This is a genomic window from Myroides sp. C1519, from assembly GCF_038039755.1.
In the GTDB taxonomy this organism is placed as follows: Bacteria; Bacteroidota; Bacteroidia; order Flavobacteriales; family Flavobacteriaceae; genus Flavobacterium; species Flavobacterium phaeum_A.
This window is the reverse complement of the sequence record NZ_JBBPHM010000017.1, coordinates 1-22821: the sequence shown is the minus strand read 5'-3', so window position 1 is coordinate 22821 and position 22821 is coordinate 1. Positions and strand designations below refer to the sequence as shown.

The following is a 22821-nucleotide window of genomic DNA, read 5'->3' as shown; positions in this document are numbered from 1 at the left end:
TTCAGAAAGTCAAGTTAGAATGAGGATGTAGTAAAAGATAGAGTTAGTACAAAGGGAGAATTGTTAAAAGGTGTTTTAAACAAGAAGACACAAAAGGTATTCGTAGAAAAATAATATACAGATTGTAAGTTTTGGGGGTAATTCTTACTTATAATCTAAAAAAAAACTGAAGTTATGCAATCAAAAAAGTTATTTAAATCAGTTGCTCTAATCGGACTTATTGTTCCTTGTGCTGCATTTGCACAGAAAGCAGAAAAAGCAAAAGAAGATAAAGTAATGATTAATAAAGGTAAGATGTCTATCGTTAATGGTGGTGTGATGTCTACGCTTTATGATTTTGAAAATACAGCAGAAGGAATCGTTAATAACGATGGAACTGTTTATTATTATAGCAATTTTCACAACGAGAATATTTATTCTCACAGCAAAGATGCTAAAGGATCTAAAGCTATTTTTACTCCAGCAGATCCTGCAAAAGGAGCGCAAAAAATATCAACTAAAGCGACATCAAAAAAGAAACCAGGTATTGCTGAGTTTTACAATGTGGAGTTAAATAATCCTACAGCAGTAATGGCGTTTGACCTTAAAGGTGAGATGGACGTTAATGGTACGGTTGATTTTAAAGATGGTATTATTAAAGTTGATCCAAAAGAAGGAGCGCTTACCTTTTTAAAAGGTGCGAAAGCTAATAACCCTACGGATAAAAGTCACGCTGAAGGATTTGTTGGAAAAGTAGGAAACGAAGAGTTTCAATTCCCTAAAGGAGATGAAGGTTTATACAGATATGCTCGTATCAGTGCACCAGGTGCAGCAGAAGATGCTTATGAAGGTAAGTTCTCTACGAATGACGCAGAGGCTTTCTTTAGAGCTCGTAAAAACAAAGCTGGAGTTATTGACTTAGTTGACATGAAAGAATACTGGACTGTTGAAAAAGGAAATGACAATAGTAAAAATGATGTAATGCTTACCTTAAGTTGGGATGAGCGTACTACACCAGCTGAATTGTTGACTAATCCTGAAAAAGAATTACATATTATTCGTTGGGATGCAAAACAACAAATGTGGGTAGATGAAGGTGGAGCTGTTGACCTTGAGAGAAAAGAAATTACTACTGTTTCTACAGTTAGAGGTTATGGTTTCTTTACTTTAGGAACAGTGAAAACAGATTTATTATTAGATGGAGATGTAGTTATTTACAACTTAGTTACTCCTGATGGAGATGGAATGAATGATTACTTCATTATCGATAATATTAATAGATTCCCTAATAATACGGTAGAGATTTACAACCGTTGGGGAGTTAAGGTTTATGACGCTAAGAACTATGATAGTGCTGGCGATGGTTCAGTAAACGTTTTTAACGGATATTCAGAAGGCCGTGTTACAGTTAATAAAAACGAGAAACTACCAACAGGTACTTACTTCTACATTGTAAACTATGAGTATAAAGATGCTCAAGGTTCAAGAATGATTAAGAAATCAGGTTACCTACACTTAGACACAAATTAATAGAAAGAATTTATGAGTATTCAACATAAAATAAAAAAGATTGGAATCAGCCTACTTGCGTTAGGCTGTTTCTCTCAAATGCAAGCGCAACAAGATCCTCAGTTTACACAGTATATGTATAATACAAATAATGTAAACCCTGCCTATGCTGGATCAAGAGGAACTCTTACTGTTTTTGGGATGTATAGAACGCAATGGGTAGGTCTTGATGGAGCACCTAAAACAGCAAATGTTTCTGTTAATACACCTTTAGGTGAAAGTGGTTTAGGTTTAGGGGTAAACTTTACCAATGATCAATTAGGTGCAATGGCAGAAAATAATATTTCGGTTGATTTATCGTATGCAATTAACCTTAATAGAGATTATAAATTAGCTTTTGGATTAAAAGGGACAGCTAATTTATTAGATGTAGATTATACTAAACTTAATATTCATAATCCAAATGATCCTGTTTCTCAGGAGAATATTAATAATAAATTTTCGCCAAACCTTGGAGCTGGTGTATATTTGTACTCAGATAAAGCATATTTAGGTTTTTCAGTTCCTAACTTTTTGACAACAGATCGTTATGATGATAATGATGTTGAAACAATGCGTCAAAGAGCTAACTTTTATTTAATGGGGGGATATGTATTTGAGTTAAATCCAAGTCTTAAGTTGAAGCCAGCCTTCTTAGCAAAAGCAATAGAAGGAGCACCATTACAAGTTGACTTAACAGCCAATTTATTAATTGTAGATAAGTTTACTGTAGGAGCTGCATACCGTTGGGATGCATCTGTTAGTGCATTAGCTGGATTCCAAATAAATGAAAATTTGTTTGTAGGTTATGCTTATGACGCAGAAACTACTAAATTAGCAAGATATAATTCTGGGTCACACGAGATCTTCTTGCGTTTTGAGTTGTTTAAACGTGGCGGTAGAATTAATACACCAAGATTCTTCTAATAGATTTATAGTATGAGAAAAGAGATTATTAAAATAGGATTGTTTACAATGTTGCTTTTGGGAGCTGGAATTCAAGGTTTCGCTCAGAAAGTAGCTGAGAAAAAAGCTGAGAAAGCATCCGAAAAATTAGCTTATGTAGATGCTATTAAGATTTATGAGCGCATTGCTGATAAAGGTTATACAAATGCATCAATGTTACAAAAGTTAGCTGATGCTTACTATTTCAACGGAAAGTTGATCGAAGCTAATAAATGGTATAGTGCTTTGTTTAATAGTGAATATGACGATAAAGATTTAAACGCAATCTCTTCGGAGTATTATTACCGTTTTGCACAAACTTTGAAAGCAGTAGAAGACTACGATTATTCAAAGCAAATGATGGAGAAGTTTGCAGAAATGGAAAGTTCGGATTCTCGTGCTAAATTATTTGAAGAACAAAAGGATCGTTACCTAAAAGATATTGAAGCGAATTCTAATCGTTACCAACTGACGAATATTGGTGTAAATACTCCTTATTCTGATTATGGAGCTGCTTTATTAGGAAATCAGTTAATCTTTACTTCGGCAAGAGAAACTGAGGATAAATCAGGTAGAAGAATTCACGAATGGACAAACGAGAGCTTTACAAGTTTGTTTTCGTCAACAATTAATGCTGATGGAACTTTTGAAGCACCGGAAAAGTTTGCTCCAGAATTAGATAGTAAAGTAAACGAAGCTACGGCTGTGTTTACTGCTGATGGAAAAACAATGTACTTTACACGTAATAATACAAGTGTAAAAGGGAAAAAGAAAAGAAATAAGGATAGAGATACTTTATTAAAAATCTATAAAGCAACTTTATCTGATGAGGGTAAATGGGAGAATGTAGAAGAGTTACCTTTTAACTCGGATAACTTTAATACAGCTCACCCTGCATTAACTCCTGATGAAAGCTGGTTATACTTTTCTTCTGATAGAGAAGGAACTTTAGGGCAGTCTGATATTTTTAGAGTTGCTATTTATCCAACAGGAGGTTACGGAAACGTTGAGAATGTTGGAGATAAAGTGAATACTGCAGGTAGAGAAACATTTCCTTTTATCTCTAAAGATAATTTCTTGTTTTTCTCTTCTGATGGTCACCCAGGTTTAGGAGGATTAGATGTATTTGTAGCTAAAATTAATGTTGATGGAAGCTTTGGTACGGTTACTAATATGGGAGCACCAATTAATAGTAGTACAGATGATTTTGCTTTTTATATTGACAACAAAACTAAAAAAGGATTTGTTAGTTCAAATAGAGCAGACGGTGTAGGAGGAGATGATATTTATTTCTTTATGGAAAGAGTTTGTCGTCAAATCTTAGAAGGTATTGTATTTGATAAGGATACTAAAGAGGTTTTAGCAAATGCAACAGTTACTGTGTTTGATAATACGTATAAGAAAATAGGAGAAATCTTGACTGATGAGCAAGGTTATTACAAAGTTGAAGAGGCAGAATGTGGTGTTAAGTATCGTTTGAAAGCCGAAGCTCCTGAGTATAATACTGAAGAAGTAATTGTTCAGTTAGACTTTAATCCAGGTGGTGTATTCAAGCAAGATATCGCTTTAGAGAAAACAGAGAAGCCTATTGTAGTTGAAGATGACTTGTTTAAGAAATTAAAATTACAACCAATCTATTTTGATTTTGATAAGTCTAACATTCGTCCTGATGCAGCGATTGAGTTAATGAAAGTGGTAGAGGTATTAAAAGAATACCCAACTATGAAAATTGATGTTCGTTCTCATACTGATAGTAGAGGTAATGATAATTATAACCTTAGTTTATCAGATAGAAGAGCGAAATCTACAATTCAATGGATGGTTAAACAAGGTATTGATGCAAGTAGAATTACAGGAAAAGGTTACGGTGAAACAAGATTGTTAAACAAATGTAGTAACGGAGTACCATGTACTGTTGAAGAGCACCAATTAAACCGTCGTAGTGAGTTTATCGTATTGGAACTTTAATCTGTTTCGTTAGAAACAATTATAGATATTTGTTCAGAGCAACAAAACAATTTTTTTTTCGACCCATCTACTGTGAGATGTAAAAATGCAGTACTTAGCCAAAAGTAAGGGCTGCCTATTCCTAGGCAGCCCTTTTTTTATGTTTAATATTTTTTTAGTTATCTATTAATAGTTAGTTGTTGAAATTTTGTATTTGATTCTGAGGGATTTATGAACTTATCTGGTCTGATAATATAGAAAACCTAAGGTATTTTCATTTTTTTTTTATTAGTGTAATCTTGTTAAAAATGATATTAATTCTAAAAATAGTTAAAATAATTATTTTGTGTGTGTGCTTTTAACTTGTTGTTTTGTGATTAATATAATTCTTAACATAAATTAGTTGTTTTTTTATTATTTTGCTAATTTTGTATTATTAAGTGTGAAAAAGAAAATTGAAAAATACTAAAACTATGAAAAGAAAAATTACATATGGAAAAGGGATATTCCCGTTAGTGCTTTTAGCAACTACTGGAGTTTCTTTTGGACAAGAAACATCTGCGTTTTATAATGAAGGAAAATTTCTTGTAAGTGGTGAAACAGTGCTTTCTACTGTTGGTGAATTTGAGAATAGCGCGTCGGGTAATTTTACAAATGACGGGAAGGCTTATTTCTTAGATGATTTTAAGAATGAAGGGATCTATAATTTTAGTTCATCTTCAAAAGAAGGGCATACATTTTTTGAGCAAAATGATGATAATAAAGAAAAAACTGTGCTAAGTGGTACTAAGGGAACAAGTTTTTTTAATATCACATTCGATACGAAAGAATTGTCTTTACAGAATGAAATAGATATTAATGGGAAAACTTATTTTAAAAGAGGAAATGTTCTTGTAAACGAGAAAGAGCAAGGTGCAATTACTTTTCTTGAAGGAGCTTCTGTAGAAGAAGTAGGAGATGATAGTCACGTTGTAGGTGCTGTTGAAAGGGATGGACGTGATGAGTTGACTATGCCGGTTGGTAATGGAGAATATTATCGTCCAATTACTTTAGGAGCTTCTATAGGTAAGGATGACTTATTTAAAACAGTATATAGATATGAAAATCCATTACTAAAAAGACCTCATACCGCTAAGAATGCGATTTTAGAGGTTGATGATACTGAATACTGGGAAGTTGAAAATAAAGCTAAAACAGGCTTTGTAATCGTAGCGTTATCTTGGAATGAGAATACTACTTCTAAAAATATTTTAGATAATGTTAATAATGGATTGCATATTCTTAGATGGGATGAAGAAGCTAAAGTTTGGGTAGCAGAATCAGGAGAAGTTGATTCAGTTAAGAAAACTATTACTACACCGTCAGCTATTGATGCTAAAGGGATTTTTACTTTAGGTATTGTTGATAGCAACTTTACAGATGAAATTAAAATTTATAATGCTGTTTCACCTAATGGAGATGGTCAAAACGACTATTTCATTATAGAAAACATTAATCATTATCCAAATAATAGTGTTCAGATTGTGAATCGTTGGGGATCTAAAGTTTTTGATACAAATAATTATGACCCTAATGGAGATGGTTCTGAGAATGTGTTTATAGGTGAGTCAGGAGGTAGAGGAGTTATTGGAAGTGGAAAATTACCGTCAGGTACTTACTATTATATTTTAAAGTATGAGAAGAAAAATGGTAATGGTACAGAATGGGTTACAAAATCTGGATACTTACATTTAGAAAATAATTAGAAAATAAATTGCAATGAAAAGAAGTAAATATATAAAATTAAGTGTTCTATTATCAGCAATGTTATTTGTTGGTTTAGATGTACAAGCACAACAAGATCCACAGTATACACATTATATGTATAATACGACTAATATAAACCCTGGTTATACTGGTTCTCGTGGTATGATGAGTATTTTTGGAATGTATAGAGCGCAATGGGTTGGTTTAGATGGAGCGCCAAAAACGGCTAACTTATCTATTGATACACCAATTGGAGATAAAGGGATGGCTGCTGGGATAAACTATACAAATGATAGGATTGGTGCAATGGATGAGAATAATATTTCGATTAATGGATCTTATACTATTGATTTAAATAATGAGTTTAAACTTGCATTTGGTTTAAAAGCTACAGCTAATCTTTTAAATGTTGATTATACTAAGCTTGATATTAGAGATGGTGAGGATATTACTTTTCAAGAGAATATCAGTAATAAGTTTAATCCAAACTTTGGAGCAGGACTGTATATGTATTCTGATAAAGCATATGTAGGATTCTCTGTACCGTCATTTTTAACATCTGATAGATTTGAAAATGAAGGAACTAAAATGATGAGAGAAAAAATGCATTTCTATTTAATGGGAGGATATGTATTTGATTTAAACCCAAGTTTAAAATTAAAACCTGCATTTTTAGCTAAAGCAGTGTCTGGGGCTCCTTTACAAGTGGATTTAACAGCTAACTTTTTAATTGTTGACAAGTTTACGGTTGGAGCTGCTTATAGATGGGATTCGTCAATTAGTGGTTTGGCTGGTTTCCAAATTAATGATGGACTATTTATTGGGTATAGTTATGACGCAGATACATCAAAGTTAGCACGTTATAATTCAGGATCTCACGAGATATTTATGAGGTTTGAATTATTTAGCCGATTTAATAAAGTAAGTACATCACGTTTCTTTTAAAAAATGAAAATATGATTAAGAAAAATACAAAAATTATTTTATGTAGTTTATTTTGCTTAGGCTTTTCTTTGAGTGGCTTTTCACAAAAAGTTTTAGAGAAAAAAGCAGAAGTAGAGTTTGAGAAATTTGCGTATATAGATGCAATTAAACTTTATGAGAAAGTGGCGAAAGAAGGGCATAGAAATGCTGATATTCTTAAGAAGTTAGGTGATGCTTACTATTTTACAGGGAAGTTTATTGAGGCAAATAAATGGTATTTTGAATTGTTTGAAGGGACTTACATTGATAAGGGGAAGGGGACAGTAGGTTCAGAATACTATTATCGTTATGCAGAAACATTAAAGTCTATTGGTGATTATGAGAAGTCAAATCGCGTAATGGTACGTTTTTCAGAATTAGAAAGTGAAGATTCACGAGCTAAGTTGTTCTTGTCAAATAAAGATTATTTAAAGAAAATTGAAAATAAGGAAGAAACATTTGAGTTAACTAACCTTATTGTAAACTCTCCTTATTCAGACTATGGAGCTACAGTTTACGGAGATCAGTTTATTTATACTTCTGCTCGCTTGACACCAACTCAACCTAAAAATTTGATTCATAAGTGGACAAATGAGAGTTATACAAGTTTATTTTCAAGTACAATTAGTTTAAATGGTTCTTTAGAAAATCCAGTTTTGTTTTCTTCTGAATTAGATTCTGAAGTTAATGATGCTACCGCTGTTTTTACACGCAATAAACAAACAGTTTATTTTACAAGAAATAACTCTTCATCAAGTGGAAAGAAGAGAAAAAATAAAGACAATAGTACTTTAACTAAGATTTATAGAGCTTCACTTTTAGGTAATGGTAAGTGGGGAAAAGTAGAGGAGTTACCATTTAATTCTGATAATTTTAGTACAGCTAACCCTGCTTTGTCACCAGATGAAAAGTGGTTATATTTTGCTTCGGATAGAAAAGGTGGTTTAGGACAATCAGATATTTATAGAGTTGGTATTTTTGGTAATGGAGAGTTTAGTACGCCAGAAAACTTAGGAAGTAAAATTAATACTTCAGGGCGTGAAAACTTTCCCTTTGTTTCTGCTGATAACTATTTGTTCTTTTCATCTGATGGATTGCCAGGTTTAGGAGGATTGGATGTTTTTGTTGTAAAGATTAATGATAATGGTACTCTTGGAGACCCTGTAAATATGGGAACGCCTATTAATAGTAGTTATGATGATTTTAGCTTTTTTATTAATGGAGTAGGAACAGATGGATACGTTAGTTCAAATCGTCCTGGTGGAAAAGGTGGAGATGATATTTATTCTTTTAAAGAAAAACCTTGCTTACAAGAGTTAACTGGAAAAGTTTTTAATAAAGAAACGAAAGAACCAATTATAAGTGCTATGGTTATAATATCAGATGCTCTTTATAAGTCTGCAGATACATTATACACTAATAATGAAGGTATTTATAAGTCAAAGGTTTTATCTTGTAATGAGAAATATAGAGTTTTAGCTCAAAAGAATGGTTTTAATACAATCGAGACAGTTTTTGAGATATCTGGGGTTTCAGGTTTAAAGGTATTAGATATAGAATTAGAACAAGTTATTGAACCAATTAAGGTTAATGACGATTTATTTGAGAAATTAAAACTTAAACCGATTTATTTTGATTACGATAGGGCTGAGATTAGACAAGATGCAGAAGTAGAATTGTTTAAAATTGTAGAGGTAATGAGGTTGAATCCTGACTTAACAATTGATGTGCGTTCTCATACAGACAGTAGAGGTAATCCTACTTATAATTTAGCTTTGTCTGATCGACGTGCTAAATCTACACGAGATTGGATTGTTTCGCATGGAATTCAAGGTAATCGAGTAACTTATCGTGGTTTTGGTGATACACAATTGCTAAATGGTTGTAGACGCGGAGTTAAGTGTAGTGAAGATGAGCATGCTGTTAATAGACGAAGTGAATTTATTGTAACAGATTTATAATTAAAATAGCCTCTTATTGTATTATACAATAAGAGGTTTTTTTTATAAAATAGTTAGTACTATTATGTAAGTATAAAATTCTATTATTAAGTGTGTTTTATTCTTATAAAATGATTAATTTGCAACTTGGAATAAAGTCAATTAAGTAGAAAAAGATTTAAAATGATAATACAACCTAGAACTAGAGGATTTATTTGCTTAACTTCTCACCCTGAGGGATGTGCTGAAAATGTTAAAAAGCAAATTGAGTATGTAAAGTCTAAAGGACAAATTAACAATGGACCTAAGAAAGTACTGGTTATTGGTGCTTCTACAGGTTTTGGATTAGCTTCAAGAATATCAGCTGCTTTTGGATCTAATGCTGCTACTATTGGTGTTTTCTTTGAAAAACCTGGTACTGCTGGTAGACCTGGTACTGCAGGTTGGTATAATACAGCTGCTTTTGAAACAGAAGCAACTAAAGCTGGTTTATATGCAAAAAGTATCAATGGAGATGCTTTTTCTGATGAAATTAAAAAGCAAACTATAGAGTTGATTAAGCAAGACTTAGGTCAGATTGATTTAATAGTATATAGTTTAGCTTCACCTCGTCGTACGCACCCTAAAACAGGTGTTGCTTATGCATCGGTTTTGAAACCAATTGGAGAGCCTTTTACTAATAAAACAGTAGATTTCCATACTGGCGTTGTTACTAATATTTCTATTGACCCTGTTAAAGAACAATCGGATATTGATAATACTATCGCTGTAATGGGGGGTGAAGACTGGAAGTTCTGGATAGAAGATTTAAAAGCTGCAGGGGTTTTGGCTGATGGTGTTAAAACAGTTGCTTATTCTTATATTGGACCTGAATTGACATATCCGATCTACCGCAATGGTACAATTGGTATGGCTAAAAATGATTTAGAAGCTACTGTGTCTACAATTAATGAGCTATTAAAGGATAAGAATGGTGTTTCTTATGTTTCTGTAAATAAAGCATTAGTAACTCAGTCAAGTTCTGCAATTCCTGTTGTACCTCTTTATATATCATTATTATATAAAGTAATGAAAGAGAAAGGTATTCACGAAGGATGTATCGAACAAATGCAACGTTTATTTGCTGAGCGTTTATATGCTACTGATGCACAATTAGATTCAGAAGGACGTATTCGTGTTGATGATTTAGAAATGAGAGAAGATGTTCAAGCTGAAGTTGCTAAGCTATGGGCTGAAGTAACTACTGAGAATATTGAAGCTATTTCTGATTTAGCTGGATATAGAAGGGACTTCTTTAACTTATTTGGATTTGAATTTGATGGTATTAACTACGATCAAGAGAGTGATGAGTTAACACAAGTTGAAAGTATAAAATAATATATAATTATTTTTATAAAGAAAGGGGATCGTAATTTACGATCCCCTTTTTGTTATAAGCTGAATGGATAAATGTAGTTTACCTATTCATATATTTTATAATTATTCTCGAATACAACGGATAGAAGCTCCTAAAGCTCTTTGTGCAGTTTGGTTATCTGATATCCATCCTTTTTCAATTAAGAAACTTGAAGCGTTAGTATTATTAGATTTTGGTTTTGTACTTGATGTCCAATAATGTGCTGTTTTTCCTTCTCTTCCTGGTCCAACAGGTGCTCCTGATGTAAACATTAAGTAGCTTGGATCAGTTGAGAAAGTTATTTTCTGTCCATTTTCAGCGTTAAATTCCCAACTTTCATTTACAAATTTTCCATTGTCTGAGTCAAAACTTTCAAAAGCTTCTGTAGGAGGTACTCTATAACCAATTGGACAAGGATCGTAAATAGATTTTTTACCTAAGTTATTTTCTAAATTACCCCATAATTCGTTATTTCTATTTTCTATACCTGATGTTTTTCCATTCCAATCAAAGTCACTTCCGTGTGAAGCTTTAAAGTATCCTGTAGGGAATTTTACTGCTTCATCAATAGCAGAGTCTTTACCATTTGCAGTAAATGTACTTGCTTGCCATCCATATTTAGTGTGGTAAACAATTCCTTCGTGTTCAGAACCATCTAATTTAAAACCGTCTTTTAAGAATGGATCTTTTCTTCCCCATTGGTATTTTAATCCATTACCTTTTTTATCTGGATCTACTGATAATGCTCCTAAATTTATAGCCATAAATTGAAACTTATCTCCAGCTTTACTTTTTACAGTAATGTCTTTATTTACGTCATAAGGAGTGCTCCAAATATGCCAGCTCCAAAGAATTGTTCCCATAGGGAATTCATCTGTAGGCTCCCCATCAGTTACTGCAATTAACGCATTACCACCAATTTTTTCTGATGTAATGAAAGTAACAATCCCATTTTCATCAAGAGATACATTTGCAATTACTCCTTTTTCTGTTTTTGAAGATTCCCAAACAACAAATGCTTTTTTAGGAGTCAATTTCTTAGGAGTTATTTTAGATGTAGATTTTCCATTCCCCTGAACTTTAGCATCAAATTTATAAGCTTTATTTGCTTCGCTTACAATATAACTATTAGCATAACCATTTTTATTTAAATCTTCTGCAGGAGAGAAGATAATAAGAGGAATATTGTAAATATGATTAGGTAAATAAGCTTCAGGTGCAATATCAAAATCTAAAGTTTTACCATCAACTTGTACTAATATTTTTAAAGGTTGTTTTTCTAATAATGGATTAATTGTAATACGCGCTTTAATAGAGTTAGTATTTAAAGCATCATTTTTACTTTTTAATGTAATTGATTTAGCTGTATTCGAACCTGTTTGAGTAATTACTTTATCAGCAGTTAAGTCAACAGTAAAGTCTCCTGCTAAATTTTGGTTTTGTGAAGTAATAGTAATTTCTGATATTTTTTGATCAGGTGATTCTAATGTAAAGTCAAACTCTAATATTGAGAATAAGTTTTTTAACCCAAAATTAATAGATGAATTGTTATTGTTTACGCTAATTTTTTGTGTAGCATAAAAGAAAGAATAGTTTGCAATATTATCGTTTGTAGCAGTTTCAGCTTGATATTGTTCACTTGGTAAATTAACTATCACTTTTTTCGGATCATTTCCGTGTGATTCATGGTGTGGATAAAGAGCACTAAAAGTGTGGACACCTTTTTCGAAGTTTGAAATTGGTTCAAACGTTGCTTGATTTGTTTCTGCTCCACTGATAAGTTTTGAAGTAAAGTGATTTAATTCATTTTTACCACTTTCAGTAGACATTGAATGATAAATTCCTAATTTAGAATTGGTATTCCATTTAAATTCTCTTGGTAGTTGTGCTTCAATTCTACCATCAAAATTAATAGGGTCAACAGGATTATTGTCACTGCTGCTACAAGCCGAAATTGTTGCTGCAATTGAAGCAGAAGCAATTAGCCCGTAAAAAAATCTTTTTTTCATAAAGCTTTAAATAAGTTTGTTAGTTTACCTCTCATCTATATTGGTGATTTGAATTAATTACTAAATCATTTGGGAGGTTTTATAGTCGGCGAATATATTAATATTGTTGTAAAATTTATAATATAAAATGTTAATTTAAAAATTACAGTTTTGTATTTTTTATGAATAATATTTTTATATCGATTAATTATTGATTTAAGTTAATTAATTACTATTAAAAAATAAATTAAAAATAATTTCTACTATTTAGTTTAAAGTATATATTTGTGTGACTATTAAAAACTATTAACTAAATTAAATTATGGGAAAAAAGAATTTGTTACTCTTAGGAGTTGTGTGTTTTGTTTCATTTTTCACGAGTTGTTCAAGTGATGATGGAAATGTTGAAAGTATTGAAAGTATTGAAGGCTTTAAAGTAGATCAAGATTTACTGAATTATGAAGCAAATGGAGGGAAAAAAGAAGTGAAAGTAACTTCTAAATTGGAGTGGAAAGCTGAATTAGATGAAGCTACTGCTTCTTGGCTTTCTATTGAGAGATTAGTAGATAAAATTGTAGTTGAAGCAAAAGTTAATGAAACTACAGAAGAACGAGTAGGAGTGGTTAATTTACTATCTAATGAGACTGGGAAGTCTCTTCTGAAAATTAATGTAAAACAACTTGCTGCAGATAAGAATGTTGGTAATAAAGCTTATCAATTGGCTATGCCTACAAAAGATATGTTTAAAGGGTCAAATATTTATAAAGTACTCGATGATTCAGGTAATGAAGTAGCAAGATTATACTTAGAGTATTTAAAATCTACAGAAATAGCAGAACAAAGAATTACTTTACATACTTTAAAAGATGGTAAGATTAACAATACTGAAGGAGTTGTATTACCTGATGGAGGAGCTATTAAATGGGATTTAAAACTTAATAAATTTACTTATTCAAAGGGTGCAAATGCTGATGCTAAAACTGTTTTTATACAAAATGACGGAAGTGTTACTTTTTCTAAAGGTGAGGGATTAACGGTTGTTGATGCTAAGTTAGAAGCTTATGTTCTTGAAGATAAAAGAAATGAAGAAGTTAGTAAATATGCGTTAGTGAAAATTGGTGGTCAAATTTGGTTGGCTGAAAATTTAAAAACTAAGTATTATTTAGATGGTTCTCCGATTAATGGCTATATAAACAAGAAAGATTGGCACGAAACTACAGAAGGAGCTTATGCTTTTTACGATAATGATATCGCTAATAAGGATGTAATGGGAGGATTATATAACTGGATGGCTGCAACAAGTCCGAAAGGATTAGCTCCAAAAGGATTTAGAGTTACTGGTCATAAAGATTGGGCAACAATAGCTTATTATTTAGATCCTGCAAATTTTGATATTGATGATACTTATGGTGGTGCAAGAGAGTCGGAAACTATTGCTCCAATAATGAAATCTACTTCAGGATGGCTGTTTAACAGTAGTGTAAACAAACCGGGAGATGGAAACAATTTATCAGGTTTAAATATTTTTGCTTATGGTTCTACATCTGAAAGTAGTTTTATGGAGTTTTCTGGTAAAGGGAGACAAGCATATTTTTGGACTACTGATGAATATGAAGAGAAAACAGCAATGTTTAGAAGATTTTATTATGATGAAGTATTCGTAAATCAATGGTTTGAGAATATGAACTATGGATATTCAATAAGATGTCTTATTGAGTTAGATAAATTCTAAGCACTAAGTAATAAACAAAAATGCCATCACAACGTTATATTGTGATGGCATTTTTATTTATAAAACCTTTTTTTCTTTAGAAATTCTCCTCTTTAATAAGGGCTAATATTGTATTGATTTCTTGTTCAATAGTTGTAATGTATAAACTTACTTCTTCTTGCTTATCAAATGAAATATTATGGTTTTCTAAATCTTCCAATAGAGGTATTACATTGTTAATTTCCAGTTGTCTGAACATAGGTAACATCTTGTGTGCTATGTTTCCTAAAGTGTCTAAGTCAAAGTCCTCTGCAGCATAATGCATATCTAAGATGTTCTCTTTTGTACTATCTAAAAAGATCACAAGTATTTTGCGCAATGCTTCTTTTTCTGGGCCAATAAACTGAATTAATGTATCTGTGTTATAAGCTTTGTTTTGATCTGTTTTACTTTCGTTTACAGCAGCTGGTTTAATTGACTCTATGCTATTATCAGGATATAGTACGTTGCTGATTAACATCAATAATTCCTCTAATTGTAGCGGTTTTGGATGTGCTGCAGTAAAACCGCTATTGATAAATTCTTCTTCTGTAATATCTCTTTTACCAGATAATGCAATGATTGGAATATTAGTAAGCTGCTCTTCTTGTTTGATGGCTTGTAATAATTCAAAACCATCTAATTTAGGCATTTGTATGTCGGTTAATAAGATGTCTATCTTTTTATCTGAAATAACCTGAACTACCTCTGTAGAGTCGTCAATTAATATTACCTTTTTGAATAGGGGAGTTAATATTTCCTCCATTAATTGTAATTGTATTTTATCGTCATCTACAACAGCAATAGTGTTGTTTTGTAAGATGTCAAAGCGTTTCTGAGTGTTTTCAGTATGTGCGATTTCTTGTTCCTCTTCCATAGTAATTGCAGGAAGGTTAATTGAGAATGTAGAACCTTCTCCTAATTTACTTTCCACAGCAATTGTTCCGTCTAATAATTCAATTAAACGTTTGGAGATATTTAATCCTAATCCAGTTCCTCCAAATTTTTTCTCAATACCATCGTGGGCTTGTTTAAACTCTTTGAAGATATTGTCAACTTCACTATAATCAATACCAATACCAGTGTCGTTTACTAAGATTTGTATAGCGTCATTTTCAATAAATGCTCTAACAGATACTCCACCGTTTTGTGTAAACTTAATCGCGTTTGTGATTAGGTTCGTAAGAATTTGTTTGATGCGGTAAGGGTCTGTATAAAACTTTTGGTCTAATGCCTCATCTACTTCCCACGTTAAACTAATCTTTTTGTTTTCTGCTGAAGGAATTAATACCTGGCAAGTGCTAAAAATAAGCTCTTTGATATTGATATTTTCTTTTTGAATACTTATTTTATTGTTTTCAAGACGTGAGAAATCCGTTAAATCGTTCACCAGGTTAGTAATATACTGTGAAGAGGATTTTATATTAGCCACGTATTGCTTTTGCTTATTTTGCAAAGGCGTTTGGTCCAATAAGTCGGCAAACCCTATTAAACTGCCTAAAGGGGTCTGTAAATCGTGAGTTACTGTAGCAAATAACATTGTTTTACTGCGTAATAACACTTCTTTCTCTTGGTTTAACTTTTCTAACGCAACCCTATACTCTTGGGTTTGGTTAAGATCTCTGATGATAATCCACCCTAATATGATAATAACAATAAGAGCAGAACCACCTAAATAAGCAATATTTGTAGAAGCAGTACTTATTCGTGATTTAGATTCGTTTATTTTTTGATATGAAAGGACTAAGATATTTTGTTCTACATTTTGTAAAATCTCTCTTAGCTGATTGGTGATATTCTTGTTTTCTTGTAATAATTTTTGTTCTTGTTGTAACAGTTTTTTCTGTTGTTCATTGATTTTAGCCTGAGTAGAGGTTATAATTTTCTCCATGGCATTAATCAATGAATCAGATACACGAGGGTAGTTAATAGTCGTCTTAATGGTATCTGTATTATCTCCTTTAAAAAGACGTGCCCACGCGCTGCGTTTTTCTTTCTCCTTAGATTGGATTACTATAGGTTGAGCCTTGTTTTCAATCTCTTCTCTAATATTGTATATTTCAGAAAAAGCCTCTGTGTATTTCGTGTCTTCAGACAGTTCTTTACGGGCTTTAATAATACTTTTAAAGCTAACTTTTTTCTTAGCTAATAGTTCTTTTACGGAGTTTAGTTTTGATATAGTGATTGGATCTTGAACTTGTTTTTGCATCAAGTCAATTTGCTTTACAATGGTGTCAAGTTCCTTGTAATATAAGTTTATATCACTTTGATTACCTGTTAATATTGCACTACGGCTATAGGCTTCACTACTATAAAGGTTATTAATAGTACTACTGACTAAAAATATTTTATTGTTTTCTTCAACTACTTGCTCTTCTGGAATAGTAAACTTTTTTGCCTCTTTGTAGATGTATGCTCCAGAGAAGATTACAGCTATAAATAGGGTAAAGTATAAGAAAAGTATTTTGGTTTTTATAGATCTTGATGGCTTCATAGTATAATTGAAATATGGCGTAAAAATACAAAAGTCATTTGAATGAAAGTCATCTTTCAATATTAGTTGATTGACAAATTGTGGAATGGTAAGAAAACAAAAAAGGATGTACCGCACAGTACATCCTCTTTATATTTAAACGAATGGAAAAACTATTCTTTAGCGATACCTCTTGAGATAACGATTTTTTGAATCTCAGAAGTACCTTCGTAAATTTGAGTAATTTTAGCATCACGCATCATTCTTTCAACGTGATATTCTCTTACGTATCCATTTCCTCCGTGAATTTGAACAGCTTCGATTGTTGTATCCATTGCTGTTTTCGAAGAGAATAATTTAGCCATTGCTCCAGAGATAGAGATATCTTGTCCTGCATCTTTTTCAGCTGCTGCTTTCATACAAAGCATTCTTGCTGCAGAGATGTTAGTAGCCATATCAGCTAATTTGAAAGCTACTGCTTGGTGGTTGATAATTTCTGTACCAAATGCTTTACGTTCTTTAGCGTATTTTAAAGCTAATTCGTAAGCACCTTGTGCAATACCTAATGCTTGAGAAGCAATACCAATACGCCCTCCGTTAAGAACATTCATTGCGAAAGCGAATCCAAATCCGTCTTCTCCAATTCTGTTTTCTTTAGGAACTTTCACATCAGTAAACATTAATGAATGCGTGTCAGAACCACGGATACCCATTTTTTGTTCTTTTGCTCCAATTTCAAATCCTTCCCATCCTTTTTCAACGATGAAAGCATTGATTCCTTTGTGTTTTTTCTCTGGGTGAGTTTGTGCTATTACTAAGTAGTAATCAGCTGTACTACCATTTGTAATCCAGTTTTTAGTACCGTTTAACAAGTAGTAATCTCCCATATCTACCGCAGTTGTTTTTTGCGATGTAGCGTCTGATCCAGCTTCAGGCTCTGATAAACAGAAAGCTCCGATTACTTGACCTGATGCAAGAGGAGTAAGGTATTTCACTTTTTGTTCTTCACTTGCATATTTTTCTAATCCTGCACAAACTAATGAGTTGTTTACAGACATAACTACTGCTGCAGAAGCGTCTACTTTAGCAATTTCTTCCATTGCTAATACGTATGATACGCTGTCTAATCCACTTCCTCCATATTTCGGGTCAACCATCATTCCTAAGAAACCAAGTTCTCCAAGTTTTTTTACTTGTTCTGCTGGGAAAATTTGATTCTCGTCTCTTTCGATAACACCAGGTAGTAATTCTGTTTGAGCAAAGTCACGAGCAGCTTGTTGAATCATCAACTGCTCTTCTGATAATTTAAAGTCCATTTTTCGTATCTTAATTTTTTAGTTGATTCTTAGTATTGTAGTTTCCAAATATATATGAATTAAATCAATTATTCAATGAACATTGTTTAATTTTATCCCTATGAAAAAGTTTCAGTATAATATTATCGGAGTAATGTCAGGAACCTCATTAGATGGGGTTGATTTGGTATATGTAGAATTTACTTGTGATAGTGGCAAATGGTCTTTTGAGGTTTTGAATGCAGAAACTGTACCTTATTCTGAAGCGTGGAAGACGAAGTTAGCCAATGCAATTAATTTGAATAGGGAGGAAATAGAACATTTTGATGAGCGATATACTGTGCATTTGGCAAGTGTTATTCGCGAATTCATTATTACACATAAAATAAAAGAAGTAGATGCTGTTTGTTCACACGGACATACGGTATTTCACAAGCCTGATTTAGGCTATACATTGCAGATAGGTAATTTGCCTTTATTGTCTGATTTGATAGAACAGAAGGTAGTTTGCGATTTTAGAGTTCAGGATGTGCTTTTAGGAGGACAAGGCGCACCATTAGTGCCTATCGGCGATCGTTTGTTGTTTGCCGATTATGAGGCTTGTTTAAATTTAGGTGGATTTGCCAATGTGTCTTATGAGAATAATAGAGGGTATAGAATTGCTTTTGACCTTGTTCCTGTAAATACACTACTCAATGCACAGATGAGTAAAGTAGGATTAGAATATGATGCGGAGGGACATCACGCATCAAGAGGAAAAGTGAATAGTGAGCTTTTAGCAGAGCTAAATGCATTAGATTACTATAAAGAAAAGGCACCTAAGTCTTTAGGAGTAGAGTTTGTCAAAACATTTGTTAATCCAATTTTATCCAAGTTCCCTTTGTCTGTGGAGGATTACTTAGCAACTTTAGTAGAACATATCGCCATTCAAACTGCTAACGGATTATCGTTAAAACAAGGAAGTACGGTATTGGTAACAGGTGGTGGTGCACACAATAATTATCTACTGTATCGCATTAGAGAGAATAGTCCCCATTTAATCTTCAAAAAACCAGATAATTTGATAATAGACTTTAAAGAGGCTATTATATTCGGGTTTTTAGGAGTCTTGAAAATAAGAGATGAGGTGAATTGTTTAGCAAGTGTAACTGGTGCAAAATACGATCACAGTTCAGGAAAGATTTACAATTTTTTTGAAAAACACGATTAGTGAGTTATTGAATTGTTAAATTAATCTCTTGACAAAATAGCATAATAGCTATCATATGTTAAGAAAATTATATACTTTATGGTTGATGTGTAAAAAATAGGGTGTAGAATGAGAAAAATCTTTAAAAAACATTCTATATTTGGACTTTATTTCAGCGTCATATTGCGACTATTTATTGGGGTACTAAAGTGTTATTTTTTATCAGGTTAGATATTAAAATCGCTTTTTTATCGTTTATGATAGTATAGTAGTCTTATCACTTAAATAGATAAGCTATAATATGGGCGAATTTCAACATTGACATTAAAATTAAAAACACGAATTATTTATGTTTCATTTCTTACAAGTGGATACTACAGCAGTTGCTCAAAACTTAACTGATGCAATTGAAAAAACAGAAGGTGCAGTAAACAAAGAGTTAGCATTAAGCGACATCATCTTTAGTGGTGGAATCATCGGACAATCTATTATGGTTGTTATTTTCATTATGTTGTTTATGGCTTTGTACTTATATTTAGAGAGATTTTTTGCTATCAAAAAAGCATCTAAAGTAGATGAAAGCTTTATGAGTCAAATCAAATTATTTTTATCTCAAGGTAAAATTGACCAAGCAAAAGTGCTTTGTGCTCATACAGATACTCCTGTTGCAAGATTAGTAGGAAAAGGGATTTCAAGAATTGGTAAGCCATTACAAGACATCAATATTGCTATTGAGAATGCAGGTAAATTAGAGGTTTACAAAATGGAGAAGAACATTAACTTATTAGCTACTTTATCTGGAGCAGGACCAATGACAGGTTTCTTAGGAACAGTAGTAGGTATGGTTATGGCGTTTCACGAAATGTCAACTGCAAGTTCAGCTCGTATAGATATGAGTGTATTAGCAGAGGGTATTTATACTGCGATGATGACTACAGTATTTGGTTTAATCGTTGGTATTATTGCTTATGTTGGGTACAATCACTTAGTAAGTAAAATCGATAAAATTGTTCACCAATTAGAAGCAAACGCAGTTGAGTTTTTAGATTTATTAAATGAGCCTGCCTAATGAATATCAGAGGAAGAAATAGAGTTTCGGCAGAGTTTAATATGTCGTCGATGACTGATATTGTGTTTTTGTTACTTATTTTCTTTATGGTAGCAATTACAACGATGACAACGACGAACGCTTTAGATTTGGTATTGCCAAATTCTGATGGTAAATCAGATTCAGTTGAAACAGTAGCGATTAGTATAGATAATCAATCTAATTATTTTATAGATCAAGACCAATTTCCATCAGAAGGATTAGAAGAAGGGTTAAAACAGAAATTAGCTAATCAAGAAGAACCGAATGTGGTTTTACACGTGGCTAAAGGTGTACCTGTTGAAGATGCTGTATTTGTGATGGATATTGCTTATCGAAATAATTATAAAATTGTATTGGCTGTAGAGCCAAAATAAGGTATGAAGATATTAGAAACAGATAGTGAAAAGAAAGCTTTTGCAGTTACATCTACTGTTTTTGTAATTCTTTTTTTGCTGTTTTTCTTTTACAAAATAATGACTCCTGTTCAAGAGACAGTTTTGACAGGGGGTGAAATAGCTATTAACTTTGGTAATACAGACAAAGGAAAAGGTGATGTTCAGCCAAAAGAAACTATTGAAATGCAACCCGAACCAGAGGTTGCTCCTAAAGTGGAAACACCAAAGGTAGAACCAGTAGTTACACAAAATAAGGTTGATGTGCCTGTGGTTAAAAAAGTAGAAGAAACACCTAAGCCAAAAGAGGTTGTAAAAGCTGAGGTACCAGTGAAAAAACCAGACCCTAAACCGAGTCAAAGTACAACTGACGCATTAGCCAGCTTGATTAATGGTCCAAAGAGTACGGGAGAGAAATCTCAAGGACAAGGGGATTCTTCTGTAAACGGAGACCAAGGTAAGTTGGATGGAGATATGTACTCTAATTCTACTTATGGAAATGGAAAAGGACAAGGTGCTGGAGGAGGTACAAGTTGGGGACTAAACGGAAGATCATTAGCTTCACGTGGATCAGTAGTACCCGATTGTAATGAAGTTGGTACAGTAGTGGTGGAAATTAGAGTAGATAAATCAGGAAAAGTGGTTTCTGCTCAACATACACGTGGTACAACTAACTCGGCTAAATGTTTAACTGACGCAGCAATTGCAACAGCTAAAACATTTAGATGGAAATCAGATGATAAAGCACCTAATATTCAAATAGGTTTTATAGTTATTAATTTTAAAGTAGGATCTTAGGTCCTATTTTTTTTGTAGATATGACATATCAAGAAACATTAGAATGGATGTATGCTCAGCTTCCAATGTATCAACAAAAGGGAGCAGTAGCTTACAAAGCAGATTTATCTAATACGATTAAATTAGTAAATCATTTAGGTAATCCACAAAAGGAAATTCAAACAATACATATAGCTGGTACTAATGGAAAGGGATCTACTTCTTCTATGGTTGCTTCAGTTTTACAAGAAGCGGGTTATAAAGTAGGATTATATACTTCTCCGCACTTAAAAGATTTTAGAGAACGAATTAAAATTAATGGAGAGGAAATCTCAGAAGCTTTTGTTGTTGATTTTATAGCAAAAAACAAACCTTTTTTTGAGCAAGAATCGCTTAGTTTTTTTGAAATGACAGTTGGTATGTCTTTCGAATATTTTAAAAACGAACAAGTAGATATTGCTGTAATAGAAGTAGGAATGGGGGGTAGATTAGATGCTACCAATATTATAGACCCCCTTGTTTCTGTAATTACGAATATTGGAAAAGATCACACGGCATTTTTAGGAAGTACTCTTTCTGCTATTGCGGGAGAAAAGGCGGGGATCATAAAACCAAATACCCCTGTTGTAATTGGCGAATATACAGAGGAAACAAAACCAGTGTTTGTGGCAAAGGCTGCTACATCTAATGCACCTATTTATTTTGCACAAGAAACGTATGCTAACAATGTGCTTACTTCAGATTTGAAAGGGGATTATCAAAAGTCAAACATTCGAACTGTACTTCAAAGCATCGAGTTGTTGCAAAAACACTATACTATTACACAAGAAAACATTGAAAGAGGACTTTTAAATGTTGTAAAGAATACAAATTTGCAAGGTCGTTGGCAGGTTTTAGGAAGCAATCCTAAGATAATTACAGACACTGCACACAATTCACACGGGTTAACAATTGTAATGAATCAGCTAAAACAAGAGAAGTTTGAGCAATTGTACATTGTTTTCGGTGTAGTAAATGACAAAGATTTAGATTCAATTTTGCCATTATTGCCAAAAGAGGCAAAATATTTTTTTGCAAAGCCAAATAATTCTCGAGGCTTAGATGCTGAGGTTTTAGAAGCGAAAGCAGGGGAGTTTAAACTTTATGGTAAGGTTTGTGGTTCAATACCAGATGCTTATGCGGAAGCTAAGTCTGTGGCAACGTCTGAAGACTTGATTTACGTGGGGGGAAGCACATTTGTGGTTGCAGAAATTTTATAAAAAGTTGCATAAAAAACTTGCGTAATAAAAATGAGGTCGTATATTTGCACCCGTAATCAACAAACGATTACACGTTCATAAAAGAAAAAGGGCGATTAGCTCAGTTGGTTCAGAGCACCTCGTTTACACCGAGGGGGTCGGGGG

At 32.7% G+C, this 22821-nt stretch carries 16 protein-coding genes; 13 read left to right on the top strand and 3 right to left on the bottom strand.

The features are described from left to right. Nucleotides 1-174: 174 nt before the first annotated feature. The 7 genes from AABL81_RS10285 (at nucleotide 175) to fabV (ending at nucleotide 10445) form a co-directional block, all read left to right on the top strand. Complete coding sequence (locus AABL81_RS10285) at nucleotides 175-1509, top strand: gliding motility-associated C-terminal domain-containing protein (RefSeq protein ID WP_341340973.1); 1335 nt, start codon at nucleotides 175-177, stop codon at nucleotides 1507-1509. 12 nt (nucleotides 1510-1521) lie between these two features. Then, the gene (locus AABL81_RS10280; protein WP_341340972.1) at nucleotides 1522-2454 is read left to right on the top strand and encodes a PorP/SprF family type IX secretion system membrane protein; all 933 of its coding nucleotides are present in this window, start codon (nucleotides 1522-1524) and stop codon (nucleotides 2452-2454) included. Nucleotides 2455-2466: 12 nt separating this feature from the next. Next, nucleotides 2467-4440, top strand: coding sequence for an OmpA family protein (locus AABL81_RS10275; RefSeq protein WP_158209161.1), 1974 nt, complete (start codon nucleotides 2467-2469; stop codon nucleotides 4438-4440). 452 nt (nucleotides 4441-4892) lie between these two features. Continuing rightward, nucleotides 4893-6164 (top strand): gliding motility-associated C-terminal domain-containing protein, encoded by a 1272-nt coding sequence (locus tag AABL81_RS10270; RefSeq protein WP_158209160.1) that lies wholly within the window; start codon nucleotides 4893-4895, stop codon nucleotides 6162-6164. A gap of 13 nt (nucleotides 6165-6177) precedes the next feature. Then, nucleotides 6178-7110 (top strand): PorP/SprF family type IX secretion system membrane protein, encoded by a 933-nt coding sequence (locus AABL81_RS10265; RefSeq protein ID WP_158209159.1) that lies wholly within the window; start codon nucleotides 6178-6180, stop codon nucleotides 7108-7110. An 11-nt stretch (nucleotides 7111-7121) separates the two neighbouring features. After that, nucleotides 7122-9089 (top strand): OmpA family protein, encoded by a 1968-nt coding sequence (locus AABL81_RS10260; protein WP_341340971.1) that lies wholly within the window; start codon nucleotides 7122-7124, stop codon nucleotides 9087-9089. A 162-nt stretch (nucleotides 9090-9251) separates the two neighbouring features. Then, nucleotides 9252-10445, top strand: coding sequence for an enoyl-ACP reductase FabV (gene fabV, locus AABL81_RS10255; RefSeq protein ID WP_158209157.1), 1194 nt, complete (start codon nucleotides 9252-9254; stop codon nucleotides 10443-10445). A 102-nt stretch (nucleotides 10446-10547) separates the two neighbouring features. On the opposite strand, the gene AABL81_RS10250 is transcribed toward fabV, so the two are convergent. Continuing rightward, nucleotides 10548-12473, bottom strand: a complete 1926-nt coding sequence (locus AABL81_RS10250) for a hypothetical protein (RefSeq protein WP_341340970.1) — start codon at nucleotides 12471-12473, stop codon at nucleotides 10548-10550. Between the two features lie 301 nt (nucleotides 12474-12774). On the opposite strand from AABL81_RS10250, the gene AABL81_RS10245 reads away from it, so the two are divergent. After that, complete coding sequence (locus AABL81_RS10245) at nucleotides 12775-14184, top strand: FISUMP domain-containing protein (protein WP_341340969.1); 1410 nt, start codon at nucleotides 12775-12777, stop codon at nucleotides 14182-14184. Nucleotides 14185-14260: 76 nt separating this feature from the next. On the opposite strand, the gene AABL81_RS10240 is transcribed toward AABL81_RS10245, so the two are convergent. Continuing rightward, nucleotides 14261-16696, bottom strand: coding sequence for an ATP-binding protein (locus tag AABL81_RS10240; RefSeq protein ID WP_341340968.1), 2436 nt, complete (start codon nucleotides 16694-16696; stop codon nucleotides 14261-14263). 152 nt (nucleotides 16697-16848) lie between these two features. Then, entirely contained in the window at nucleotides 16849-17991 is a 1143-nt protein-coding gene (locus tag AABL81_RS10235; RefSeq protein WP_090407668.1) for an acyl-CoA dehydrogenase family protein, read from the bottom strand. A gap of 100 nt (nucleotides 17992-18091) precedes the next feature. Here AABL81_RS10235 and AABL81_RS10230 point away from each other — a divergent pair, with 100 nt between their 5' ends. The 5 genes from AABL81_RS10230 to AABL81_RS10210 all read left to right on the top strand — a co-directional run bounded on the left by AABL81_RS10230 (nucleotide 18092) and on the right by AABL81_RS10210 (nucleotide 22677). Continuing rightward, the gene (locus tag AABL81_RS10230) at nucleotides 18092-19180 is read left to right on the top strand and encodes an anhydro-N-acetylmuramic acid kinase (RefSeq protein WP_341340967.1); all 1089 of its coding nucleotides are present in this window, start codon (nucleotides 18092-18094) and stop codon (nucleotides 19178-19180) included. Between the two features lie 328 nt (nucleotides 19181-19508). After that, nucleotides 19509-20228 carry a MotA/TolQ/ExbB proton channel family protein gene (locus AABL81_RS10225; protein WP_090407674.1) on the top strand — a complete coding sequence of 240 codons (720 nt, stop codon included), beginning with the start codon at nucleotides 19509-19511 and terminating at the stop codon, nucleotides 20226-20228. Beyond that, nucleotides 20228-20623, top strand: a complete 396-nt coding sequence (locus tag AABL81_RS10220) for an ExbD/TolR family protein (protein ID WP_158209149.1) — start codon at nucleotides 20228-20230, stop codon at nucleotides 20621-20623. The genes AABL81_RS10225 and AABL81_RS10220 overlap by 1 nt, the downstream gene beginning before the upstream one ends. A 3-nt stretch (nucleotides 20624-20626) precedes the next feature. After that, entirely contained in the window at nucleotides 20627-21439 is an 813-nt protein-coding gene (locus tag AABL81_RS10215; RefSeq protein ID WP_158209148.1) for an energy transducer TonB, read from the top strand. Between the two features lie 20 nt (nucleotides 21440-21459). Next, entirely contained in the window at nucleotides 21460-22677 is a 1218-nt protein-coding gene (locus tag AABL81_RS10210; protein WP_341340966.1) for a bifunctional folylpolyglutamate synthase/dihydrofolate synthase, read from the top strand. Nucleotides 22678-22821: the final 144 nt, after the last annotated feature.

Bases quoted from the DNA above. Each gene is read 5' to 3' on its own strand.
- AABL81_RS10235 (WP_090407668.1), bottom strand. From the start codon at position 17,991: ATGGACTTTAAATTATCAGAAGAGCAGTTGATGATTCAACAAGCTGCT.
- AABL81_RS10240 (WP_341340968.1), bottom strand. From the start codon at position 16,696: ATGAAGCCATCAAGATCTATAAAAACCAAAATACTTTTCTTATACTTT.
- AABL81_RS10265 (WP_158209159.1), top strand. From the start codon at position 6,178: ATGAAAAGAAGTAAATATATAAAATTAAGTGTTCTATTATCAGCAATG.
- AABL81_RS10215 (WP_158209148.1), top strand. From the start codon at position 20,627: ATGAAGATATTAGAAACAGATAGTGAAAAGAAAGCTTTTGCAGTTACA.
- AABL81_RS10220 (WP_158209149.1), top strand. From the start codon at position 20,228: ATGAATATCAGAGGAAGAAATAGAGTTTCGGCAGAGTTTAATATGTCG.
- fabV (WP_158209157.1), top strand. From the start codon at position 9,252: ATGATAATACAACCTAGAACTAGAGGATTTATTTGCTTAACTTCTCAC.
- AABL81_RS10210 (WP_341340966.1), top strand. From the start codon at position 21,460: ATGACATATCAAGAAACATTAGAATGGATGTATGCTCAGCTTCCAATG.
- AABL81_RS10245 (WP_341340969.1), top strand. From the start codon at position 12,775: ATGGGAAAAAAGAATTTGTTACTCTTAGGAGTTGTGTGTTTTGTTTCA.
- AABL81_RS10230 (WP_341340967.1), top strand. From the start codon at position 18,092: ATGAAAAAGTTTCAGTATAATATTATCGGAGTAATGTCAGGAACCTCA.
- AABL81_RS10280 (WP_341340972.1), top strand. From the start codon at position 1,522: ATGAGTATTCAACATAAAATAAAAAAGATTGGAATCAGCCTACTTGCG.
- AABL81_RS10270 (WP_158209160.1), top strand. From the start codon at position 4,893: ATGAAAAGAAAAATTACATATGGAAAAGGGATATTCCCGTTAGTGCTT.
- AABL81_RS10285 (WP_341340973.1), top strand. From the start codon at position 175: ATGCAATCAAAAAAGTTATTTAAATCAGTTGCTCTAATCGGACTTATT.
- AABL81_RS10275 (WP_158209161.1), top strand. From the start codon at position 2,467: ATGAGAAAAGAGATTATTAAAATAGGATTGTTTACAATGTTGCTTTTG.
- AABL81_RS10225 (WP_090407674.1), top strand. From the start codon at position 19,509: ATGTTTCATTTCTTACAAGTGGATACTACAGCAGTTGCTCAAAACTTA.
- AABL81_RS10250 (WP_341340970.1), bottom strand. From the start codon at position 12,473: ATGAAAAAAAGATTTTTTTACGGGCTAATTGCTTCTGCTTCAATTGCA.
- AABL81_RS10260 (WP_341340971.1), top strand. From the start codon at position 7,122: ATGATTAAGAAAAATACAAAAATTATTTTATGTAGTTTATTTTGCTTA.